This is a genomic window from Acidovorax sp. IB03, assembly GCF_016406015.1.
GTDB classification, from domain to species: domain Bacteria; phylum Pseudomonadota; class Gammaproteobacteria; order Burkholderiales; family Burkholderiaceae_C; genus Acidovorax; species Acidovorax temperans.
Window position 1 is genome coordinate 17,108 of sequence record NZ_JAEFCH010000010.1, and the last position, 22,106, is coordinate 39,213.

The window sequence follows — 22,106 nt, forward strand, 5'->3', positions numbered from 1 at the left end:
CCTCACATGAAATCGACGCTGCCGAGGAAGACCTGGCCACGGCGCCGGCAGCAGGAGTACGGCCGCCACAAGGCCCAGGCGTAGTCGCCCTGCTGGGCCTGCACGCGGGTGCGGCTGTGCGGGAAGACCACGCAACTGTTCGAGAGCGTGGGCGTCAGCTCCTGCCACTTGCCCGTCGAGGCGTCGGTCTCCATCAGCGCGCCGGCCGGCCAGTAGCCGTCGCGGGCGTTGGCCAGCAGGGGCTGATACACGTGAATCTGGTTGCGGCGCGTCACGATGTCGCCGGCGCGCTGCGCGACTACGGCGCCGCTCTTGTGGTCGTCGGTCTGGTGCAAGAAACCGCCGCGGGGATACACGTTGCCCCAGAGGTTCAGGCCGGTGCGCGTACCGATTTCGCGCCGGCCGGGGATGAGCGCTTCGGGGTAGAACGCTTCCGGGATGTTGTAGCGCCAGGCGATCGTGTCGAGCGTGCTCAGCAGATACGGCATGAAGGCCGTGCCAGCGCCTTCGCAGGTGTAGCCGGAGGCGCTGGCGAACTGGCTGAACACCATCCCGGCCGGATGGCCGATGACATCGGCGTTCTTGAACTTGGCGAGGTTGTTCTCGTTGTCGTGATTGGTCGTGCCGTCACCGCCAGCCTTGGCGCTCGGGTTGGGCATGCTCATCGCCCTGACTTCCAGCCACGGGTTTTCGCCGGTGTTCGAGTAGCTCGACACCACCGCATCGGGGACGTAGTGGCGCACCTTGACGGAAGTGCGAACCGAGCAGCCGAAGGGCGTGCAGTACAGCCAGTAGCAGATTCCGACCACGCGGTATTCGAGGCAGTCGGGGGACAACGCCGACGAGACGATGGTGGCGGTGTCCAGGGCGAACGTCGACGTGGCCGCGCACAGCAGCAGCGAGGCGACGGTGGCGCGCAGGCGCCGGGATGCCAGCAGGAGGCTCATGGCTGCGTGCTCCGGTAGGCGTTGATGCGCGCGACGGCGCGGGGCACGTCGGGCTCGCCGTAGACCACGTAGCGTCGATCGACCACCACGGCGGGAATCTTGGCGATTCCCAGCCCCCAGGCATCCGCGACACCTTGGTAGGCATGGCCGATGCGGCGCTGCAGGGCCTCGCCGCCGTCATGCAACCGCTGCCGCACACGGGCCGCGGCCTGTTGGGGGTCGGCCGGCAGGTGCGCCGCGAGTTCGACCTCGATGCGCGTGGCCTGGTCCAGCTCGATGACCTGCACGCCGGCCGGGGCCTGCACCGGATGACGGCTGTCGGTGACGACGAGCACATCGGCTGCTGCAGTCTGGGTGAACAAGAACAGCACTGCCCACAGTCCGGGCGCAATGCTGATGGTCGGCAGCCGGGGCGAAGCCTTGAAGAAGGGGACCGGCATATCGGGCGTCCTTGGAGTCGATCAAGGTCACAGTCGACTTCAAGTGCCGATGTGGCGCGACAAAGAAACCGCATCCGGCCCCTGCCGGTTTCATACCCTATGCCGTTGTGAGCGTTGTGATTGCCTCCTGCCGGAGGCGGAGATCAGGTGCGGGACGCTGAGGTGCCCGCGAACCCAAGAAACGCGTGATGTAAGCGAATCGGCATCGACGGCTTGGAGCGTGCATGTAGGCTCTGCCAAGTCCCGTCACTGATGTCGCTCGGGGCGAGGCAGTCTGAGCGCGAAACTCGTCTCAAGTAAGCGTTGACGCCATCCGCGGATTCCGAAGGCGAGCCGGAGAGAACATAGCCCACCATGAAGCCGATTGCGTGGTTCTCTCCGTACTTCTCCCGGACGAATCGATCCATGCCTTCGACCACGTACTCGCGGCACAGGTGGGTGTCCGACCCGGCAATGCGTTTGCATTCGATGACTGCATGCGGGTCATGCTCCTGCGTGCGGAGGAAGACTTCGATCAACATCAGAGGAATATCGGTGCGCCCGTCCGGCAACACCACGCTTGCTTTGGATCGCGACTCAGTTCCAGGCAGCACGATCAGCTTCCATGGGGAGTTTCTTAGCGCTCCACGCATTCCATCGCGCAGGCGCTCCGTCATGAGCACCTCGCCAGCGTTGGCATTCACGTCCTCGGCTGCGCATGCTCGCTGCCAACCTGCGGCCAGTGTCAGCAGAATGACCGCCACGACCTCAGGCCCCAGTTCAATGAACTCTCTGCCCAATGCGGGAGGTGTCTCATAGGGAATCCTCAAACTTTGCCCCCTGAAAAGCTCTCCGCGACCACTGCGTCGGCATCTTCCAATGCCGCTATGCCCATCCAGTGGCGCCGTGCTGCTGGCTTGATGATCACGACTTCGTTGCGTCCGTGTACTCGCAATTCCCGCTCTGCACTGAGCGCGGTCGCGATCTTGACTTTCAGGCGCCTGCCGATACGTGCCAGTACGTCACCCAATTCGCCTTGTGGTGCCACAACGCTCACGCTCGCATTGCCCGGTCCCTCTTCCAAGACAAAGCGCACGACGCGCAAGGCCGAACTGCTTGGCAAGTCGAGCACTTCGGCGCGCATGTGCCGCTTATTGCGAACGGAAAGCCAACCCTCGATAACGGACAGGAACGTCTTGGCATACGCCGCGACCTCAGTACGGCTGTCCGAAGGGAAAATGGACGACTCGCGACCGCTTTCCCATTGCCACCCGGCGCGTAGAAGCCCGTCTCGAATAACAACTCGGTCAGCATCGTTCAGCTCGTACAGGTCGAAGACTGCCTCATCCAATGCGTTCCACTCTTCTGCCTCGACTTCACGTTCGCGCAGCGCCTTCTCCAACACCAACAAGCGCTGGCCAGCCTGCGACCTCACGGCAGATGTGAAGTCGGGCACCGGCAGGAAGGCGACGTCGCGCATCAGCAGCTTTCGCTTGTAGATGCCGAACTCGGAGGCCGTCAAACCGAAGAACCACGATGCCAGCGCGGAACTCAGGATCGCTGCGAGCAGATGCGCCGTTTGCTTGTGACCTGAAGGCAGTGACGCGGCGAAATAAGAGTCCGTGAAGACAAGGTCTCGATCGGCCACAGCAACCAGAGCCCGCGGGTGACCCACCACCATCTCTTTGACGATCAACAGGGGGGCTCGGTAGGTGTCGCGAGAGCGTGGCCACTGTGCTTTCGAGCGGTTGTACGTCAGAAGATCGTCGGGAATGCAAAAGTGCTGCATGTCGTTGGCCTGCAGCAGTTCCAAGCCTTTCATTTCACGCGCATCGCGCGTCTGGTTCGCAGGACTGCCTTGAGTCAATCCATCGCGGAATTTTGTGCCGAGTGATGCCAGTCGCTCGCCCAGGCCTTGATGCACCGATGTCAGCTCCTCCAACAAGAGAAGATCGCGGCGACGACCTACGGCAGCAGCCTTCAATTTCAGTGGTTGCCTCTCGATCTCACCCAGGCTCAACTTGATGACGTCACTCGGCGCCACTTCGAACGAATGAGTCCTTGCGCCACTCGGCGTCCACGGAATCTGAACGACCGTGATCTGATCCGCCCGCTGAGTCGGCCGATGACGTGCAAAGAGGACCACCGCTGGCATCGTTGCGGTCGCAAAGAGCCAACTGCATAGGTTGGACAGGTTGACCAAGGTGACAGGGGCCAAGGTGCTCATTACATGCTGCGCCGCCGCCATGCCCGTCCCGCTGCGGCTGAAGAATGGCGTCGCACTGAGAATGACGCCGAAACGCGTCTTCCCATGCGAAAACTCTGCCGCCCGCAATACGAAGTCGAGACCTTCTCCGCGCGGCTGCGCGGGAATGCCCGCAACCCTGGTCTTGCGCCGCGCTTCGGTTCCTGTCTGCCCTTTAAAGCTCCAAGGGGGATTGCCTACGATCAGGTCGAACTGCTTCAGTCCTGTCGGCGTCGCCAGCACGGCCTTGCCATCTCCATCACGTTCGACCGTACGAGCGTCACCGACGAGCAATGTCCTGCCGATCAATGGCTGGAACTTCAGGGACTGCGGTGGCTGCGGGTCAGGGTCCAGCTCAAGCGCTGCCAGGTACAGGCTAAACGCAGCGACGCGAATCACGGCTTCGCTAATGTCCACGCCATAGACTTGCCCGTAGAGCGTCGAGCGGATCAGTTCCCTCGTGGGCGGCTGACCTTGCGAGCGAAGATGAACCAAGCGCCGCAGCGCTTCGACCAGGAAAACACCGGAGCCGCACGTCAAATCCAGCACCGACTCCCGTCCCGATAGGCCATCCATGACCTCATCGAGGATCAGCGAGACGACGGACAGTCGCGTGTAGTGCACGCCGTTTCGCAACGCTTCTGTGCGCTTTCCATCCGTCCGCGGCTCAGCGTGCGCAAACTGCTCGTAGATCGAGCTGATGAGCTCGACCGGAATCACGTCGAACTGGTAGGGGAAGAAACTGAGCTGCCCGCTTTCAGGATCGACAGCCTCCAGGAACTCCGCAACCCGCGTCAAATGGTGAGCGGCTGGTGTCGTTTTCACCGACGAGGGCGGAAACATGTCGCCGTTGAAGGTCTGGGCCAGCCATGCGAACAGCTTGTTGGTCGCTGGCCGGTCTCGCAGGATCGCCGGCAACGCCGTGCGGCCGCATACCCGCTTCAACCGCGCCGCACTGACGATCTCGCGGTCAATCAGGTACTGGGTGAAGATCACGCGCCCGATCAAGGCCTGCGCCGCATCGCGCGCGAGATTGCCTGCGACCAAATCGCGTTCGAGACATCCAAGGTCAGACAGGAGCTTCTGATCGACGCTGGTCTTGCGATCGATGGCCGGCACCTGGGCCCAGAATTGGCCCGTCTCGATCGCCAGTCGGCCGGCCAACTCGTCCAGTTCATGAAGCGAAGCTTCGATGTTCTCGAAACGCCGAATCAAATGTCTCTGGGCATCGCCTTCTTTCGCGGGTGTGCCGAAACCGTTGTACAGGTCGATACGCTGCGGCGAGATCACCCACAGCAACGGCGCGACCCCCTCGTTCCAGACCTCTCGTCGCCACTGGCTGACCAGATCGTCTGCAGGCGCGCTTTGCTCAAACTTGAAGTAGACGGTCAACGACGACGCGCTGCGCCACAATGCGTCCGGAACAAAAACGCGGCCGTGGCGCGAGGACTGCGCCTCAGCCCCCAACCGAAGGCCGGGCGCGGGTCGCCCGTCCGGCAGGTAGCCGGTTGCGGCGAGCACCTGTTCCAGCGTGGCAGTGTTCACGCCCTACTCCGGATAGCTTCGGGCGGAAACGGCAACGCTGCCTGGCTCGGGGCCGGGACGATCGGCAGCATGTGCTGCTGAAGCCGCGTGATCAACGGATCGAGCGGGATGACGAGAGTCGGTTGCGTCGGCGCCGGCCCAATCCCCTCGGGGCCGATATCGCACAGGGCCGCCGAAGTGGGCGTCACGAACGCCACGGCCCCATTCAGCGCCAATGCGCTACTCGTGCCCAGCAACCGAAAGAGCGCGTCAACGCCGACGCTGACGGTGGCGATGTGCACTCCCAACGAGCTGACCAACTCATTGGTAACGGCCAAGCCGAGGAGATCGGCGAAGGTGAAACGGGCGGCCTTCCCGGTCTTGGACGCCAAGTAAGGCACGGTCTTGCGCCAATGCCGCACCGTTTCGACGGACACGCCGGTTAGCGTGCGCATCTGATCCTGAGTGTACTGGATGGCGGTAACGGCAGACATTTGCGTTGTTGGCAACTAGAAAATTTACATATTCTGCCATGTAAAGGTGTTCTTCTCAACAGATACAGGCCGGTTCAGCCGCCTATCCCACAAGTCTTCCAAGCTTCCGGAAGTCGCGACCATCAGAGCGCATCGCGAACGTGGCAACCGGAACTTTCCATGGCAGTTCGTGTGGATAGGGGCAAGACGCAGGCGCCCCCGGAAGGGGCGCCTGCGGACTACAGCAAGCCGGCTTCGGCGAACGAGTACGGGCTGCCCTTGCCGACGATGAAGTGGTCCAGCACCCGGACATCGACGGTGGCTAGGGCGCTCTTCAGCCGCTCGGTGATCGCACGATCAGCGGCCGATGGCTCGGTGGTCCCCGAGGGGTGCTGATGCGCCAGGATCAGCGCCGAGGCGTTGAGCGCCAGCGCACGCTGGACCACCACCCTCGGATACACCGAAGTCTGGTCGACCGTGCCCTGGAACAGCGGCTCAAAGGCGAGCACCTGGTGCTGGTTGTCGAGAAACACGACGGCGAAGATTTCGTTCGGCTCCGCGACCAGTTTCAGGCGCAGGTAGTCGCGCACGGCGGCGGGACTGCCCAGCGCTGGACCGGCCTTGAACACGCGGTTCTCCAGCAGGGTGATGGCCTGCCGGATGATCCAGTCTTCGTGCTGGGCGGCGATCAGGGTGAGCGACTCCGGGCGGGAGTCGGCGATGACGAGAGACATGGCGAACCTCCAATGGATGAGATCGGAGGGCGCCTGCCCCTGGAGGGCAAACCCTCCTGGGGACGATGGGGATGGAACGGGTGACGAGCGGGCATCCACCACCGCGGATGCGGTGGCTGTTCGCGTCAAGGGATGCGATGCGAACGGGTTTCGATCAACGCGGACGAGCCGCGCCGCAGCCTTGAAGATCGATGGCTACCTGGGCATGTCACCGGCAACGCCGGCGGGCATGTCTGGGGAATGGGCGGGTTCGGCTGCGGTCGTGCTGCCGGCGGCGAGCAGGTCGATGGCCGACAGCAAGGCATCGCCTTCGACGGGACCGTGCAGCAGGAGGGTCTTGCCGGACTCGCGGTCGCGCAGTTGCAGGGCCGGCGTCGCCGCGATGCCCTGCTGTGCCGCTTCCACCGCCTGGGCACGGATGACGGCATCGGGGCGATCGCTGTCGAGACAACCCTGCATGGCTGGCGTGAGGTCGGGATAGCGCAGGCCTTCCGGCAGGCCCTGCCCGTCGCCACGGGTGTTCGCGTAGAGCCACGCCACGGCTTGCCAGAACGTGGCATGCCCGCCCGTCTCGCCCGCGCACTCGGCCAGGCGTGCCCCGGCAGTCGCAGCCGGCTCGTGCATGGACAGCGGTAGGTGGTGCCACTGCCAGTTCACCTCGGGATGGGCGTCGATCCAGCGCTTGAGCGCGGGGAAGTAGGCCCGGCAGTACGGACACTCCAGGTCGGCGTACCCGACCACCGTGAAGCGCGCATCGGCACGGCCATACAGCCAGGGCGGGCCGGCCGGTTTCGACGCTTCGGACCCGGCGGCGGCCAGGGACATGGGCTCGGTTGCAGGATGCGGCGCGCGCAGCAGCATCCACGAGGCCACCGCAATCGTCGCCACGATCAGCAGACCGATCCGGGGATGACGGCGGGCGAATGAAGGCAGGCGCATCGTGTCGCTCCCGTCAGGCCAGCGTGTCCAGCGCCAGGGGTTCGATGCCCCGCGCACGGTCGATCTTCTCGGCCACGCGGAAGGCGGCATCCAGCTCGCTGATGCCGTGCTGCTGCATCAACTGGAAGCGTTCGGCTTTCTCTTCGGGCTCGGTCATCGCCATCGCCAGGTAAAGGCTGGGCGGCACGGCGCGGAACAGCACTTCCATCGACTTGGACAGGATGACGCCTTCGGAGAACTTGCCGGCCTCCTTGCGTGCCGAGAGCATCAGCGCCTTCTGCGAAGCGTTGAGTTCGCGGAAGCGCGCGATCTTCTCGACTTCATCGGGTGGCATCGACAGGCAGATCCACCACTCGATCATGTTGAGCATGGGCTCGGCCGCTTTCGGCAAGTCGTCCAGGTTCTGCGTGGCGAGCCAGAACCAGGCGCCGAGCTTGCGCCACATCTTGGTGATCTTGACCACGTAGGGCGCGAGCAGCGGGTTCTTGGTGATGATGTGGCCTTCGTCCGTCACGTTGATGATCGGTCGGCCCAGGAACTGGTCGCGCTCGGCGATGTTGTTGACGGTGTTGATGAGCGAGATGTAGGCAATCGAGAGCTGGGCGTTGTAGCCCTCGCGCGCGAAGGTGGCGAGATCCACGATGGTGATGTCCGCCTCGGGCCACGGCGTGCCGGACCGGTCGAACATCTCGCCGTCCACGCCCTGGCAGAACATATCCATGGCGTCGGCCATCTCCAGCAGCCGTGCGCGCCGCATCTCCGGCAGCGTCGCATCGCGGGCGCGCTCGCGCAGCGCCTCGCGCACATCGCGGGTCAGTACCGTGCGCTTCTCCGCTACGCAGTGCTGTGCCGCATCGAGAATGCACTGGCGGATCAGGCTGCGGTCGGCGCGCGTCATGCGCGCTTCTTCCTTGTCCTCGCCGCCGGTGATCATCAGCCGTGCAGTGATCTCCAGCTCCCCGAGCACGTCGCGCTGCTCGTCGCCTTCCACGGCCATGCCGGCATCGGTCTGGTCTTCGTCGAGCGCATCGGCGTCCAGCGTCTGTACCTGGCTCGGCGTATCGACCAGGCGCCAGGCGTCGGCGAACGGAGCCAGACTGACGCCCGCGCCGGGCGCGAGCTTCACGCGATGCACGGTGAGGCCCAGCCGTGCCGCGAAGTCGCCGAACAGGCCGAAGCTGTTGCCAGCCTCGACGATGAACAAGCGCGGCCGATAGATCGCCGTCACCTGATTCAGGATGTTGTTGAGCGTCGCGCTCTTGCCCGAACCCGTGGGGCCGAACAGGAACAGGTGCGCGTTCATCTGCCGGTCGAGGCGGTTCAACGGATCGAAGGTGATCGGGCCCCCGCCGCGGTTGAAGAACGTGATGCCCGGATGCCCCGTGCCCTGGCTGCGGCCCCAGACCGGCGCCAGGTTCGCCGCGTGTTGCGCGAACATGAGCTGGGTGTACCACTGGCGCTTGTCGGCCGCCGGATCGAACACGCACGGCAGCCAGCGCAGATAGCTGTTCAGCGGCGCCACCTCGTCCTCTTCGCGTACCGGTTGCAGACCGGCGTTGAGCATCACGTTGACGAGCTGCAGGCCGCGCGCATCGAGCTGGGCCAGGTCGCGGCCGCGCAGGTAGAACGCCAGCGTGCCGCGGTAGAGCTTGTGCGCGCTGCCGATCAGGCCGCGCGCCTGCTGCACGTCCTGCCGGGTCTGCTCCGAGGCCAGGGTCTCGCCGACGGCCTTCCTGGCGAGGTGGTTGAGGTGCGCCTCCAGCACGTCCTGGGGCGTGGCGACCAGCGTCAGGCACATCACCGTGCCCTCGGGCATCTGGTCGAACAGCGCGTTCATGGCATCGCCGCCCTTGCGCGTCTCGCCCGTCAGATGGCCCGTCACGGGTGGCGTGCGCAGACGATCCATCACGATCACCCGATGCGGCATGCCGTCGAAGAACCACAGGCCGTTGGGCACGTCCGAGCGCGGTTGGCCGAAGAACAGGCGCTGCGCGAAGTCGGTGCCGCTGGCGAGTTCGATCTCGCCCTCCTCCCGCTCTTCCGGGTAGCAGGTCAGCGCGTAGAAGCGTTCCCGATCTTCGGCGGTGGCGCCGAGCAGGGTCGGATTCGGGTTGAACCAGCGCAGCAGCCAGGCGTGAATGTCCGCAGCGCCGAGACGCCGGGCTTTCACGCCGGCATTGGCCAGCCCGCCGGCGAGACGGTCGCAGATCGTGGTCAGTGCCTGCTCGGGCGACTGGCCGCGCCGCGGGGTCGGCGCCGCGGACGTGCTGCGGTAGACGACCATGCGCACGCGCCGGACCTGGCCGCGCCACGGCAGGCGCGTCACCGTGGTGTCCTCGAACAGGCCCCCCGGCTTGGCGATGGCCCGCAGGTGATGGGCGAAGAAGCGCAGGTAGAAGTCGCTGAACGCGCTGCCCTGCGCACGCGGCTGCAGATAGTTCGCCAGGGACCGCAGATAGTTGTCCCAATCGGCCTCATCCTGGGCGTAGAGCTGCACCACCCAGGGGTTGTCGTCCAACTCGTCGAAGGAGTCCTGCAGGGCGTTCTCCAGCGCATCGCGCGCCTGCCATAGCCAGGCCATCTCGCGGCCCTCGGTGCCGACCGGCGCCAGCTCGAAGAATGCCGCCACCGACTGGCCATCTTCCAGCAACATGCACTTGCTGCCGGGCAGTTACTCGACCCAGGGCAGCAAGTCAGCGAACGACGGCGCAACGCCATAGAGCGCATCGCGGTCGGCCTGGGTGGCCGGCCGGCGCCGGCCCCGGCCCCGGCCGAACGCGCTGCCCGGCTCGGCGACACCCTGTGCCGCCAGCGCCGTTACGTGCCGTGCCCAGGCATCATCGGCCGCATCCATGGCATCAGCAGGCGATGCGTCGGGCTTGCGTGACCACGGCAGCGACCAGGCCATCAGTAGTCCTCCACGCGCTCGCCCGGCATCGCGTACTGCACGCGCTGGTAGAGCGGGAACACCGTGCTGTAGCCGGGCACCGGCACCGGGTCGGTGCCCGCCAGGTGCGGGAACACGTACATCACCAGGTCGGGGTTCGGCAGGCGGTGGAACTGGCGGTAGATCTCGTTCTGCGCGGTACGGGTGTAGCGCGCCTGCACGCCGGGCGCCGCCTGCACAGCGGCCTCGGTCAGCGGCCGGCGCAGGCCCTGGCGCGCGTCGAGCAGTTGCCGCGCGGCCTGGCCGCCGCCCGCGCCGCCGCCGGTCTCCTGATGCCAGATGTCGAGCATGGTGCTGTCGCCGTGTGGCAGCAGCTTCTCCTTGCTGGTGGCGCAGCCGCCGAGCAGGGTGGCCGCCAGCAGCACGGCGGCCGCGTCAATCCAGATCCGAGGCATGGGCTTCTCCGGTGCGGTGGTGGACCCGACGCCCCTTGGCGTCGTAGTCGATGTCGAGCGGCTGCTCCAGATGCACGGCCACCCTGGCGCCGGGCTGCACGTAGACCGCCGCGAAGGCCTGGCCGTAGAGCTTGTTGACCCAATCGGCCATGTCGCGCACGCCGCCCGCGAGGATGCGGCCCATCGCTTCGTTGCCGCTGATGCCGACGGTGCCCAGCGAGCCGTTGTTGTTGGCGACCACGGCCACGCTGCCGTTGTCGGACTTGATGAGCGAGGCCGCGCCGGCGCCGGCCGCGGTGATGAGCGCCTGGCTGCCCAGGTACTGCTGGGCGTTGCTGCGCCGCTCGCCGCTGACGCAGGGAATGCCGTAGGGGTCGCTGATCCAGCCCAGGCCGCCCTGGATGCTGGCGCCGTTGTGACCCGAATTGCCGCCACTGCTACCGCCCTTGCTCCTGTCCTCCGGCACCGTGCGGATGGTGCCGTCCTGGAACACGAACGTGACCGAGCGGATTTGCCCGCGCACGCACGAGAGCGTCCAGTCGCCCGAGGCCGTGCCGCTGACCACGGCGCCGGCCACGTCGGGGATGTCGATGCCGTTGGCCGTGAGGTTGTCCGGGCCGATCAGCACCTTGAACGGATAGGGATCGTTGACGGTTCCATCGATCGGCACGCGCCCGATCAGCGCCGTCATGGCAATCGACCCCATGAGCGTCGAGTTCGACGGCACGGTGTAGACAGCCTTCGTGGATGCGCCCACCGCGCGGCTGCCGACGTCGGCGACGGATTCCACAGCGGCCGACAGGCTTTTCTGGGCCGGCCCGAAGCTCAGGGGAAAGCTCGGCTCCTTGCTGCCGCTCTTGGCGTCGACCTTGGCATCGTCGGGCTCGACCCACTGCGTGCCACCGACGCCGCGGTTGAAGCGCTTGCCGTCACCCTCTTCCAGCCCCAGCCCGACGGGCAGGTCGGACGGGCTGTTGAATCACGTTCAAAACTGAGCCGGGCGTCACGTTCAAAACTGAGCCACTAGGTTGAAGAAGAAATGGCTTGCTCGGTTGTGGACAAGTCTACTGTGTGGTCGGTCTGTGGTGCTCCTTTCTGGGCTTTGGTGCGAGTGGTTTTTGCTGTGCTGGGTGCGTGGGCACTGGAGTTGCGAAACCGCCAGCTCTGATTGCCGGTCTCCACGATGTGGCAGTGGTGGGTGAGGCGATCGAGCAGCGCGGTGGACGTTGGGTGCGGCGATGTCGCCGAGCGTTACGCAGGGGGCAAACCTCCTTGCGGAGCCCGCTACACCTCAACCATAATGCACCTGCGAAAAATCTTGTTACCGGCGCAACGGTCTGAAAAGCCGCGCATCCAAGTTCGATCAGGAAGGGATGCCGCGCTTTACCGGAAAACCAGGGCAAAGTTTTCGTAGGAATACGGGCGGGGTAAAGCGCCAATGCGACTTCCGGCTGAGCCGGTTTGCATCCAGCAAGGGCTCATGCGTTCTGCGTCACTGCTGTGACCTCGACAGCTTGAAGGTGCCTTGCTTGATGCCGGGTGGATTGGCCCGATTCGCCATCCATGCCCGTGACGCAAAAGGTCGGCCGCCGATGCAATGCGGGTCAAGGTCCAGACCGAAAGGGAATCGTACCGTCCAAAATCCCCGCGTCACATCGGGCGTTGATCGGTGCCTTGCGGGCGTCCGACACGCTCCACGCGGTCGATGAACTGCCGCAGCGGCTCCATGATTTCGCCTTCGGGTCGCAGTAGATAGGTCGTCAGCGAAGCGGTCTCGTCGGCCAGCGGCCGCACCGACGACATCGGCCTGATGGCAACCCGCCAGATGCGCCGCGCTCGAAAAGCCCACGCCGTAGCCGGCGGCCACGAGGGCCAGCATCAGGGAATGGGTCTTGACGTACTCGGCTACCGTCGGCTGCGCATCCACCGTGCGGAGCAGCCGTTCGCGCTGCCGGCTGCAACCTTCGCAGACCTGGGGATCGCACAGCACCAGCGGATAGCTCGCCACTTCCTCCAGCGGCACTTCCTTGAAAGCCAGCAGCGGATGCCTGGCGGGCAAAGCCACCACCAGCGGGTCTCGCCACACCGGCATGGCGACGATGCCGGCGTCCATTTCACCAGCCAATGCAAAACCTGCGTCATACAAGTCGTTGCGCAGTCCAGTCACCAACTGCGCCAGTGGCGTTTCAAATATCCGAATGCCGACCTGTGGTGCCTCCTCGCGGCAAAGCGCAAGCAACGCCGACAAGCGGGCCTGCCCCATGTCACCAGATAGTGCGATGCGCAGCGTGTTCCGCTGGTTCGCTGCGGCGCGTGCCTTGGTCTGCGCTTGCTCGAAGGCCAGCAGTACGCGCCGGGCTTCTTCGAGGAAGACCTGTCCCGCCGGTGTGAGACGAACACTGCGTGGCAAGCGGTTGAGCAGCGGCACCCCTAAATCCGCCTCCATCTGGCGGATCGTGCGCGACAGTGGAGACTGTTCGATGTGCAGCCGTCGAGCAGCCCGGCCGAAGTGCAGTTCCTCGGCTACGGCGATGAAGCAGCGAAGATGGCGTAAGTTCATGCTTTCTCCCTGCCGATGTGATCAGTCCATATCATCGTAGGGAGCCGAATAGTGCGGAGGATTCACCTCTGTATCGAGATGAGAGCCATCCTGGGGGGTGATGCTCGGATGCTTTTCGCCCATGTCGGCGCCTACGGCGAAGCTCTCGTTCGAGATCGCCCAGCTGCGACGCCTGAAGTTCGGCAAGAAGAGCGAGCAGCTCGATGCCGAACAACGCGCGCTGTTCGACGAGGCTCTGGACGCCGACCTTGCCGCGGCTGAGGCGCAGCTCCAGGAACTGCTGGGCAAGAAGAAGCCGCCGGCTACGCCTGGCGCGATGCCTAAGCGCACCGCCTTGCCGGCGGACCTGCCGCGCGTGGACTGCCACCACGAGCCCGAGAACACCCGCTGCGCGTGCGGCTGTGCGCTCAAGCGCATCAGCGAGAAGCTGGACTACACGCCGGGCGTGTTCACGGTCGAGTGCCACATCCGCAGCAAGTGGACCTGCGCATAGGTGCCGAACGCTGACCCAGGCGCCGGTCCCGGCGGAGATCATCGCCAAGGGCATCCCCACCTCCGGGCTGCTCGCGTAGGTGCTGGTCGCAAAGGACTCCGACCATCTGCCGCTTACATGGTCGTCCCTAGGCAAGCAGGAATAAGCTGCGTGAGTGAATCGGGAGGTTTGCGTAGCTGATGGCTGGCCAGCAGCGTCTGCGCCGGCGGCTTCACCGGCACGAAGCGCATGTGCGGGCGGGTTGCCGCCTCGCAGATCGCTGCGGCATCGGCCGCACCGTTCTTGCGTCCCTTGCCGGCCATGCGGTAGGGCGTGACGAAGTGGCCTGCAATCAGCCGCGCATCCAGCCCATAGCCGCGCAGCTTGCGTGCCCAGTGATGCGCACCGCCGCAGGCCTCCAGGGCCACCAGGCAGCCGGGAGGCAACTGCGCGCACCAGGCCGCAAACTTGTCAGCGGCCAGCGCCTTGGCAACCACCACGCGCGTCCACCGCATGCACCTAGATAACCCGCTTGGCCAGATCCACCCCGACTCGGGCAATCTCGTTCATGGACTTCCCCTTTCACATGGCTGCAGATTGATGACTTGGGGAGCACCATCGCGGTGGCAGCCAACATTTGTTTCCTGGCTGCTTACGATTGAGTCACATCAATCGGCCAGCAGATCGCTGGACGTTGACTCTTGACTGTCGGCATGTTATGCGCAATATCTTGCAAGAATTTCCTCAGGCGAGGCCGCGTTACGACGGAACTTGTGGGGTAATATGACAGCGCGCCAGCAGGCGATCTGCACACTCGACGAGTTCGCTGCCTACTTGAAAGTCGGCAAGCGGACGCTCTACCGGCTCGCCGCGCACGGGGATATTGCGGCCTTCAAGGTCGGCGGGACGTGGCGGTTTCGTCAAAGTGAAATCGATCGATGGATCAATGATCAGACCCAAGCAGGCAGAAAAAAGGAGGTGATACGTACAGATGAGCAGCCGAAGTCAGCGAAACATCCCGTGTCGCCTGGGCGCGCTGTCCGTCGCCGCAGGCAAACGGAGTGAGCGAGAGTCTTCAATTTTTCTTCTGGAGGTATGACATGGACATTGATTTCAAGAAATTGGCTCCCTGGAACTGGTTCAAAAAGGAGCAGGAAGAACAACAGAGCACTGCCTCGCTGCCGGTGCAGCGCAATGACCTGCCGGTGGCGGGTGGGCCCGTCAGTCCCATCCTGCAATTGCATCGCGAGATCGACCGCCTGTTCGACGACGCGTTTCGAGGCTTCGGTTTCCCGACGCTGGCCATGCCACGCTGGCCGTCGGACTGGCCGGGCATGCTGAAGCCGGCGCTGGACATCCAGGAGACCGACAAGCAGTACAAGATCGCCCTGGAAGTACCCGGCATTGAGGAAAAAGACATCCAGATCACGCTCGACAATGACGTGCTGCTGGTGCGCGGTGAAAAGCGTCAGGAGCAGGAAACGAAAGACGGTGGTTTCCACCGGGTGGAGCGCTCCTACGGCAGCTTTCAGCGCGCTCTGAACCTGCCGGCCGATGCCAACCAGGACACGATCAAGGCCGCTTTCAAGAACGGCGTGCTCACGATCACGATGGAAAAGCGCGAGGCCAGTACGCCCAAGCAGGGGCGCTCGATCCCGATCAACGGCTGACGCGGGGCAGCGCGTTTTTCTCAAAAACCACAAAGAGATGAGGCACCGTGATCGGCGGTGCCTCGTCAGATCAATCTTTACAGGAGCATCAGTATGGCCAGAAAACAATGCCAAGTCTGCGGCCAGCCCGCCACGGTGCGGGTGGAAGCCAATCTCAATGGTCGCCACAGCACCATGCTGTTGTGTGACGATCACTATCGCCAACTGGTGCGCCAGCAAAAGCGCACCGTCTCACCGCTGGAAGCGTTGTTCGGCTCGCGCAGCGGGCTGTTCGAAGACTTCCTTGGCAGCGACTTCTTCCGCATCGGTGACGATGCACCGTCCATGGCGGCCGATACCGACGAGGTCGTCGATGCCTCGTTCGGCGAACCCGCCCCGGCCGGTACGGGCACCGCGCGCCGTCGCGGCAGTGGGCTCGCCAGCCGCATCAGCGAACAGTCCGAGGCCCTATTGCAGGAGGCCGCCCGACACGCTGCAGAGTTCGGGCGCGCCGAAGTCGATACCGAACACCTGCTGCTGGCGCTATCCGACAGCGACGTGGTCAAGACCATCCTGGGGCAGTTCAAGATCAAGGTCGATGACCTCAAGCGGCAAATCGAATCCGAAGCCAAACGTGGCGATAAGCCGTTCGAGGGCGAGATCGGCGTGTCGCCCCGGGTCAAGGACGCGCTCAGCCGTGCTTTCGTGGCCTCCAACGAACTCGGCCACTCTTATGTCGGGCCGGAGCATTTCCTGATCGGGCTCGCCGAGGAAGGCGAAGGTTTGGCGGCCAACCTGCTGCGCCGTTACGGCCTCACGCCGCAAGCGCTGCGCCAGCAGGTAAGCAAGGTGGTCGGCAAAGGGGCCGAGGATGGCCGCGCCGAGACGCCGACCAACACGCCGGAACTCGACAAGTATTCGCGCGACCTCACCAAGATGGCGCGCGAGGGCAAGCTCGATCCGGTCATCGGCCGCGCGCAGGAGATCGAGACGACCATCGAAGTGCTGGCCCGGCGCAAGAAGAACAACCCGGTGCTGATCGGCGAGCCCGGCGTCGGCAAGACCGCCATCGTCGAAGGGCTGGCGCAGCGCATGGTCGCCGGCGAAGTGCCCGAGACGCTGCGCGACAAGCGCCTGGTGGAACTCAACATCAACGCCATGGTGGCCGGCGCCAAGTACCGCGGCGAGTTCGAGGAGCGCGTGCAGAAGGTGCTCAAGGAAGTGACCGAGCACCAGGGCGAGCTGATTCTCTTCATCGACGAGGTGCACACCATCGTCGGTGCAGGCCAGGGTGGCGGCGAAGGCGGGCTGGACGTGGCCAACGTGTTCAAGCCGATGATGGCGCGCGGCGAACTGAACCTGATCGGCGCTACCACGCTCAACGAGTATCAGAAGTACATCGAGAAGGACGCCGCGCTGGAGCGTCGCTTCCAGCCGGTGATGGTGCCCGAGCCGACCGTGGCGCAGACCATGATGATCCTGCGCGGCCTGCGCGACACCTTCGAGGCGCACCACAAGGTCAGCATCACCGAGGATGCGATCATCGCCGCCGCCGAGTTGTCGGACCGCTACATCACCGCGCGCTTTTTGCCGGACAAGGCCATCGACCTGCTCGATCAGGCTGCCGCACGCGTGAAGCTGTCGGCCACGGCCCGCCCGGTGGCGGTGCAGGAGCTGGAGTCCGAACTGCACCAGCTGCGGCGTGAGCAGGACTATGTGGCCTCGCGCAAGCAATACGACAAGGCCGCCGAGCTGGGCAAGCACATCGAGGCCAAAGAGGCCGAACTCAAGAAGCTTGTCGAGGAATGGGAACGCGAGCGCGCCTCGGGCAGTGCCGAAGTCAAAGCCGAGCATGTCGCGCAGATCGTCTCGCGCCTGACCGGCATTCCGGTCAACGAGCTGACGGTGGAAGAACGCGAGAAGCTGCTGCATCTGGAGCAGCGGCTGCACGAGCGCCTCGTGGGCCAGGACGAAGCGGTGCGCGCGGTGGCCGATGCCGTGCGGTTGTCGCGCGCGGGCCTGCGCGAAGGCAGCAAGCCGGTGGCGACTTTTCTGTTCCTCGGGCCGACCGGCGTGGGCAAGACCGAGCTCGCCAAGGCGCTGGCCGAGTCCATCTATGGCGATGAAGGTGCGCTGCTGCGCATCGACATGTCCGAGTACGGGGAACGCCATACCGTGGCACGCCTGGTGGGCGCGCCTCCGGGTTATGTGGGCTATGACGAGGGCGGCCAGCTCACCGAGAAGGTGCGTCGCAAGCCCTACAGCGTGTTGCTGCTGGACGAGATCGAGAAGGCTCACCCCGACGTCTACAACATCCTGCTGCAGGTGTTCGACGACGGGCGGCTCACCGACGGCAAGGGCCGGGTGGTGGATTTCACCAATACCATCATCATCGCCACCTCGAACTTGGGCTCGGACATCATCCAGCGTCGGCTGAAGGCCCGTAGCGCCGCCGGCGAGGAATACGAGAAGACCAAGTCCGAGGTGATGGACGTGCTGCGCGGACACTTCCGCCCCGAGTTCCTCAACCGCATCGACGAGATCATCGTCTTCCATGCGCTGGGCAAGGAGGAGATCCGCCATATCGTCGGCCTGCAGCTCGATCGTGTGGCCCGCAACGCCGCCAGCCAGGGCGTGACGCTGACCTTCGATCAGACCTTGATCGATCACTTCGCGGAGGAAGGCTACAAGCCCGAGTTCGGCGCGCGTGAGCTCAAGCGGCTGATCCGCAGCGAGCTGGAAACTGCTCTGGCGCGCGAGATGCTGGGTGGCGGTATCGGCAAGGCCGATCACGCCAGCGCCCGCTGGGACGACAAGGCCGAACGGGTGGTCTTCGAGCGCCAGGAGCCACCCGCAAAGCCGGCCGAGCCTGAGAAGCCCGATGCCGCGAACGTGGCCGAGACGCCGCCTAGCGACGCGAGCAAGCCTGCGCGCAAGAAGAAGTCAGCGGGCGGCGAATCTTGAGCGATGGGAGGCTGTCGTGTCCGACCCCAACGGGCTGACATGGGCAGCCACCCTCGTGTCGCTGGCGGTCGCTATCCCCACAGCGGGGCACGCGGTCATCTACAAGCGTGACCCTCGATCGGCCACGCTGTGGATACTGCTGATCGCCTTGTTGCCGCTGGGCGGTTCGCTGCTGTATGGGCTGTTCGGCATCAACCGTTACCAGCGGCGGGCGCGGCGGCTGTTTCCGGGGGCAGATCCTGCTGTTCGGCAGGATCTCGCGCCTACGATGCCCCAGGCCGTATCGGCGCCGTTTGCCGGCCTGGCGCACCTGGTGGGACGTGCCACCGGCCAGTCGCTGACCAGCGGCAACCGCATCGAGCCGCTTGTCGATGGCGAGCAGGCCTACCCGGCCATGCTCGCTGCCATCGAGTCGGCGCGGCACAGCGTCGCGCTGGCTTCGTACATCTTCGACAGCCAAGGCATCGGGGCGCAGTTCGTCGATGCGCTGCGCCAGGCTCATGAGCGCGGCGTGCAAGTGCGGGTGCTGATCGACGACGTGTATGCCCGCTGGACGCCCCGCAGCGCCTACCGCGCCTTGCAGCGCGCCGGCGTTCCGGCGGCGACGTTCAACCCGACGTTGATTCCCGCGCGCCTGCATGCCGCGCATCTGCGCAATCACCGCAAGCTGCTGGTGATCGATGGCGAGACGGGTTTCACCGGCGGCATGAACATCTTCGGTCCGTATTGGCGGCCCGATGCGCCGGGCCAGGCCTGTCACGATTTGCACTTTCGTCTGCGCGGGCCGGTGATTGCGCATCTGATGCGGTGCTTCACCGATGATTGGTGCGATACCACGGGCGAGCGGCTCAGCAAGGGTTTCTGGGGCGAACCGCCCGTAACGGCTGATGAGCCGGGAACCAGTTGGGCGCGCGGCATCGAGGCCGGTCCCGATGAGGCCCTGGACCGGATGCGCTGGACCTTCATGGGCGCTTTGAGCGCCGCGAAGCATTCGGTGCGCATCTGGACACCTTACTTCGTCCCCGATCAGCCGATGATCGCGGCGCTAAGCACGGCCGCGTTGCGCGGCGTGCGTATCGACGTGCTGACGCCCGCAAACGGCGACCATCCCACGGTGCAATGGGCCGCACGCGCCCACTACTGGCAGGTGCTGGAGCACGGTGTGCGCATCTTCGAACGGCCGGGCCCGTTCGACCACAGCAAGCTGATGCTGGTAGACGGAGCGTGGTGCTGCCTGGGTTCGGCCAATTGGGATGCGCGCAGTTTGCGCCTCAACTTCGAGTTCAATGTGGAGGTGTACGACACCGCGTTGTCTACGCGGCTGTCATCCCTTTTTGATGCCGCTCGTGATGCGTCGGGCGAGATATCGGCGAAGGCGTTGCGCGCCCACCCGCTGGCCATCCGCTTGCGCGACGGGGTGGCCCGTCTGTTCACCCCCATTCTCTAGCGACACGACTTGCGAGGAACATTGCCCATGGAAAAGAAAGATCAATGGAACATTGGCTACTGGATCGTCGCCGGCCTGTTGCTGCTGACGCTGCAGAACTACTGGCAGGCGGCCAAGACCGTCGAGCCCGTGCCCTACAGCGAATTCGAGAAGGCGCTGGCCGAGGGGCGCGTCGCCGAAGTGCTGGTGTCGGACCGCACGGTCACCGGGCGCCTGAAATCGCCGGACAGCCGGGGCAAGACCACCATCGTGGCCACCCGTGTCGAACCCGACCTGGCCGAGCGGCTGTCCAAGTACGACGTGCCCTATGCGCGGGTGGTGGAAAGCACCTGGCTGCGTGATGTGCTCTCCTGGATTCTGCCGGCCGTGGCCTTCTTCGGCGTCTGGTTCTTCCTGTTCCGTCGCTTCGCCGAGAAGCAGGGCATGGGCGGTTTCCTGAGCATCGGCAAGAGCCGCGCCAAGGTGTTCATGGAGAAGAACACCGGCGTGACCTTTGCCGATGTCGCTGGCGTCGATGAAGCCAAGGCGGAGTTGGTTGAGATCGTCGATTTCCTCAAGAATCCGCAGGAGTATGGACGGCTCGGGGCGCGCATTCCCAAGGGCGTGTTGCTGGTCGGCCCACCGGGCACCGGCAAGACATTGCTGGCCAAGGCTGTTGCCGGCGAGGCGGCGGTGCCCTTCTTCTCCATCTCCGGATCAGAGTTTGTCGAGATGTTCGTCGGCGTGGGTGCGGCGCGCGTGCGCGATCTGTTCGAACAGGCGCGTGCGCAGGCGCCGGCGATCATCTTCATCGATGAGCTGGATGCTTTGGGCCGCGCACGCGGTGTCGGAGGACCGATCGGTGGACACGACGAGCGTGAGCAGACGCTGAACCAGTTGCTCACCGAAATGGATGGCTTCGACAGCTCGGTCGGGCTGATCATCCTTGCAGCCACCAACCGGCCGGAGATCCTCGATCAGGCCTTGCTTCGCGCCGGTCGCTTCGACCGCCAGGTGCTGGTGGACCGGCCCGACAAGAAGGGACGGCTGGACATCCTGAAAGTCCACGTCAAGAAGGTGACGCTGGCTCAGGATATCGATCTCGAACAGGTGGCTGCGCTGACCACGGGCTTTTCGGGTGCAGACCTCGCGAACCTGGTCAACGAGGCCGCGCTGGCCGCGACCCGGCGCAAAGCGTCCGCCGTGGAGTTGCAGGATTTCACCGCCGCCATCGAGCGCATCGTGGCGGGCCTGGAGAAGAAGAACCGAGTGCTCAATCCCAAGGAGCGGGAAACCGTGGCCTATCACGAGATGGGGCATGCGCTGGTGGCGCTGGCGCTGCCCGGCACCGACCCCGTACACAAGATCTCGATCATCCCGCGCGGCATCGGCGCGCTGGGCTACACCTTGCAGCGCCCCACCGAAGACCGCTTCCTGATGACGCGTACCGATCTCGAGCACAAGATCGCCGTACTGCTGGGCGGGCGTGCCGCCGAAAAGCTGGTGTTCGGCGAGTTGTCTACCGGGGCGGCGGACGATCTGGCGCGGGCCACCGACATCGCCCGCGACATGATTACGCGCTTCGGCATGGATGAGGGCTTGGGGTACGTTGCTTTTGAGGCACAGAGGCCGCGTTTTCTTGATGCGCCTGAACTGGCCCACGGCGGCTGCCGGGTGGCCGAATCGACCCAGGCGCGCATCGATCAGGCTATCCGCGACATCGTGATGGGCGTGTTCGAGCGCGCCTACCGGATCCTCGACACCAACCGCGCGGTGCTGGAGCGTTGTGCGCGCGAACTGCTGGCGCGGGAAACGCTCGACGAAAGCGATATCCGTCAATTGACTCAAGGACTTGTTCGGAACTGAAAACAGTAGTAGGTGCCATTCAGAGTAAGCCGGCGGCTCTGTTCGGTGCGTCATCCAATTCGCCGGCATTGTTCAAGGAGAACCGATATGTCTGCATTGACTCCGTGGGACCCCTTCCGGGAACTGGAAGAATTGCAAAACCGCCTGGCGACGATGTTGGGAGGGACACCCCAGCGACAGGGCGCCCGTACCGGCAACGAAGCCATGACCACGGCGGACTGGGCACCAATGGTGGACATCAGCGAGGATGAGAACGCATTCATCCTCAAGCTGGATCTGCCGGAGGTCCCCAAGGATGCCGTGCGCGTCAGCGCGGAAAACGGCGTGCTCACCATCAGCGGCGAGCGCAAACTGGAAAAAGAGGAGCAGGGCAAGAAGTTCCACCGCATCGAACGTGCGTATGGCCGCTTTGTGCGCAGCTTTGTCTTGCCTGACAACGTTGATCCGACCAAGGTGACGGCTTCGATGAAAGACGGCGTGCTGGAAGTGCGGCTTGTCAAGGCCGAGCAAGCCAAACCGAAACAGATTGAAATCTCAGTCAACTAA

15 protein-coding genes and 5 pseudogenes are annotated in these 22,106 nt (G+C 64.7%); 7 read left to right on the plus strand and 13 right to left on the minus strand.

Features of this window, described 5'->3' with window-relative positions:
• Positions 1-2: 2 nt before the first annotated feature.
• The 12 genes and pseudogenes from IHV84_RS07880 to IHV84_RS07935 all read right to left on the minus strand — a co-directional run bounded on the left by IHV84_RS07880 (position 3) and on the right by IHV84_RS07935 (position 13,183).
• Positions 3-947 (minus strand): TIGR03756 family integrating conjugative element protein, encoded by a 945-nt coding sequence (locus IHV84_RS07880; protein ID WP_023109292.1) that lies wholly within the window; start codon positions 945-947, stop codon positions 3-5.
• On the minus strand, positions 944-1,387 hold the full coding sequence (locus tag IHV84_RS07885; protein WP_198846447.1) for a TIGR03757 family integrating conjugative element protein: 444 nt from the start codon (positions 1,385-1,387) through the stop codon (positions 944-946). The genes IHV84_RS07880 and IHV84_RS07885 overlap by 4 nt, the downstream gene beginning before the upstream one ends.
• A 143-nt stretch (positions 1,388-1,530) precedes the next feature.
• The gene (locus IHV84_RS07890; protein WP_347287434.1) at positions 1,531-2,130 is read right to left on the minus strand and encodes a hypothetical protein; all 600 of its coding nucleotides are present in this window, start codon (positions 2,128-2,130) and stop codon (positions 1,531-1,533) included.
• Positions 2,131-2,192: 62 nt separating this feature from the next.
• The gene (locus IHV84_RS07895) at positions 2,193-5,156 is read right to left on the minus strand and encodes an N-6 DNA methylase (RefSeq protein ID WP_198846448.1); all 2,964 of its coding nucleotides are present in this window, start codon (positions 5,154-5,156) and stop codon (positions 2,193-2,195) included.
• A complete protein-coding gene (locus IHV84_RS07900) occupies positions 5,153-5,629 on the minus strand; it encodes a MerR family transcriptional regulator (RefSeq protein ID WP_141020238.1) in 477 nt (158 codons plus the stop codon). The genes IHV84_RS07895 and IHV84_RS07900 overlap by 4 nt, the downstream gene beginning before the upstream one ends.
• A 218-nt stretch (positions 5,630-5,847) precedes the next feature.
• Positions 5,848-6,342, minus strand: coding sequence for a DNA repair protein RadC (gene radC / locus IHV84_RS07905; protein ID WP_133072753.1), 495 nt, complete (start codon positions 6,340-6,342; stop codon positions 5,848-5,850).
• A 195-nt stretch (positions 6,343-6,537) separates the two neighbouring features.
• On the minus strand, positions 6,538-7,281 hold the full coding sequence (locus IHV84_RS07910) for a thioredoxin domain-containing protein (protein ID WP_198846449.1): 744 nt from the start codon (positions 7,279-7,281) through the stop codon (positions 6,538-6,540).
• Positions 7,282-7,294: 13 nt separating this feature from the next.
• Positions 7,295-10,189: pseudogene (locus IHV84_RS07915) on the minus strand (conjugative transfer ATPase).
• Positions 10,189-10,623, minus strand: a complete 435-nt coding sequence (locus IHV84_RS07920; RefSeq protein ID WP_198846450.1) for a TIGR03751 family conjugal transfer lipoprotein — start codon at positions 10,621-10,623, stop codon at positions 10,189-10,191. Before IHV84_RS07920 ends, IHV84_RS07915 begins: the two are co-directional and overlap by 1 nt.
• Positions 10,604-11,593 (minus strand): annotated as a pseudogene (locus IHV84_RS07925) (TIGR03752 family integrating conjugative element protein); the annotation flags it as partial. The gene IHV84_RS07920 and the pseudogene IHV84_RS07925, both read right to left, overlap by 20 nt.
• 53 nt (positions 11,594-11,646) lie before the next feature.
• Positions 11,647-11,847 (minus strand): annotated as a pseudogene (locus tag IHV84_RS07930) (ATP-binding protein); the annotation flags it as partial.
• Positions 11,848-12,115: 268 nt separating this feature from the next.
• Positions 12,116-13,183: a LysR family transcriptional regulator gene (locus tag IHV84_RS07935; protein ID WP_370541225.1), complete on the minus strand. Its 1,068-nt coding sequence runs from the start codon at positions 13,181-13,183 to the stop codon at positions 12,116-12,118.
• A gap of 139 nt (positions 13,184-13,322) precedes the next feature.
• Here IHV84_RS07935 and IHV84_RS07940 point away from each other — a divergent pair.
• A pseudogene (locus IHV84_RS07940) lies at positions 13,323-13,752 on the plus strand (IS66 family transposase); the annotation flags it as partial.
• Positions 13,753-13,873: 121 nt separating this feature from the next.
• Here IHV84_RS07940 and IHV84_RS07945 read toward each other — a convergent pair.
• Positions 13,874-14,165 (minus strand): annotated as a pseudogene (locus tag IHV84_RS07945) (IS110 family transposase); the annotation flags it as partial.
• A 273-nt stretch (positions 14,166-14,438) separates the two neighbouring features.
• On the opposite strand from IHV84_RS07945, the gene IHV84_RS07950 reads away from it, so the two are divergent.
• The 6 genes from IHV84_RS07950 to hsp20-GI all read left to right on the plus strand — a co-directional run bounded on the left by IHV84_RS07950 (position 14,439) and on the right by hsp20-GI (position 22,106).
• Positions 14,439-14,720, plus strand: a complete 282-nt coding sequence (locus IHV84_RS07950; RefSeq protein ID WP_198846452.1) for a helix-turn-helix domain-containing protein — start codon at positions 14,439-14,441, stop codon at positions 14,718-14,720.
• A 35-nt stretch (positions 14,721-14,755) separates the two neighbouring features.
• Entirely contained in the window at positions 14,756-15,325 is a 570-nt protein-coding gene (locus IHV84_RS07955; RefSeq protein WP_016446189.1) for an Hsp20/alpha crystallin family protein, read from the plus strand.
• Positions 15,326-15,418: 93 nt separating this feature from the next.
• On the plus strand, positions 15,419-18,268 hold the full coding sequence (gene clpK / locus IHV84_RS07960; protein ID WP_066695978.1) for a heat shock survival AAA family ATPase ClpK: 2,850 nt from the start codon (positions 15,419-15,421) through the stop codon (positions 18,266-18,268).
• A gap of 16 nt (positions 18,269-18,284) precedes the next feature.
• Positions 18,285-19,715 carry a cardiolipin synthase gene (gene cls / locus IHV84_RS07965; RefSeq protein WP_198846453.1) on the plus strand — a complete coding sequence of 477 codons (1,431 nt, stop codon included), beginning with the start codon at positions 18,285-18,287 and terminating at the stop codon, positions 19,713-19,715.
• Positions 19,716-19,742: 27 nt separating this feature from the next.
• Positions 19,743-21,560: an ATP-dependent zinc metalloprotease FtsH gene (ftsH, locus tag IHV84_RS07970; RefSeq protein ID WP_198846454.1), complete on the plus strand. Its 1,818-nt coding sequence runs from the start codon at positions 19,743-19,745 to the stop codon at positions 21,558-21,560.
• An 87-nt stretch (positions 21,561-21,647) separates the two neighbouring features.
• Positions 21,648-22,106: a small heat shock protein sHSP20-GI gene (hsp20-GI, locus tag IHV84_RS07975; RefSeq protein WP_198846455.1), complete on the plus strand. Its 459-nt coding sequence runs from the start codon at positions 21,648-21,650 to the stop codon at positions 22,104-22,106.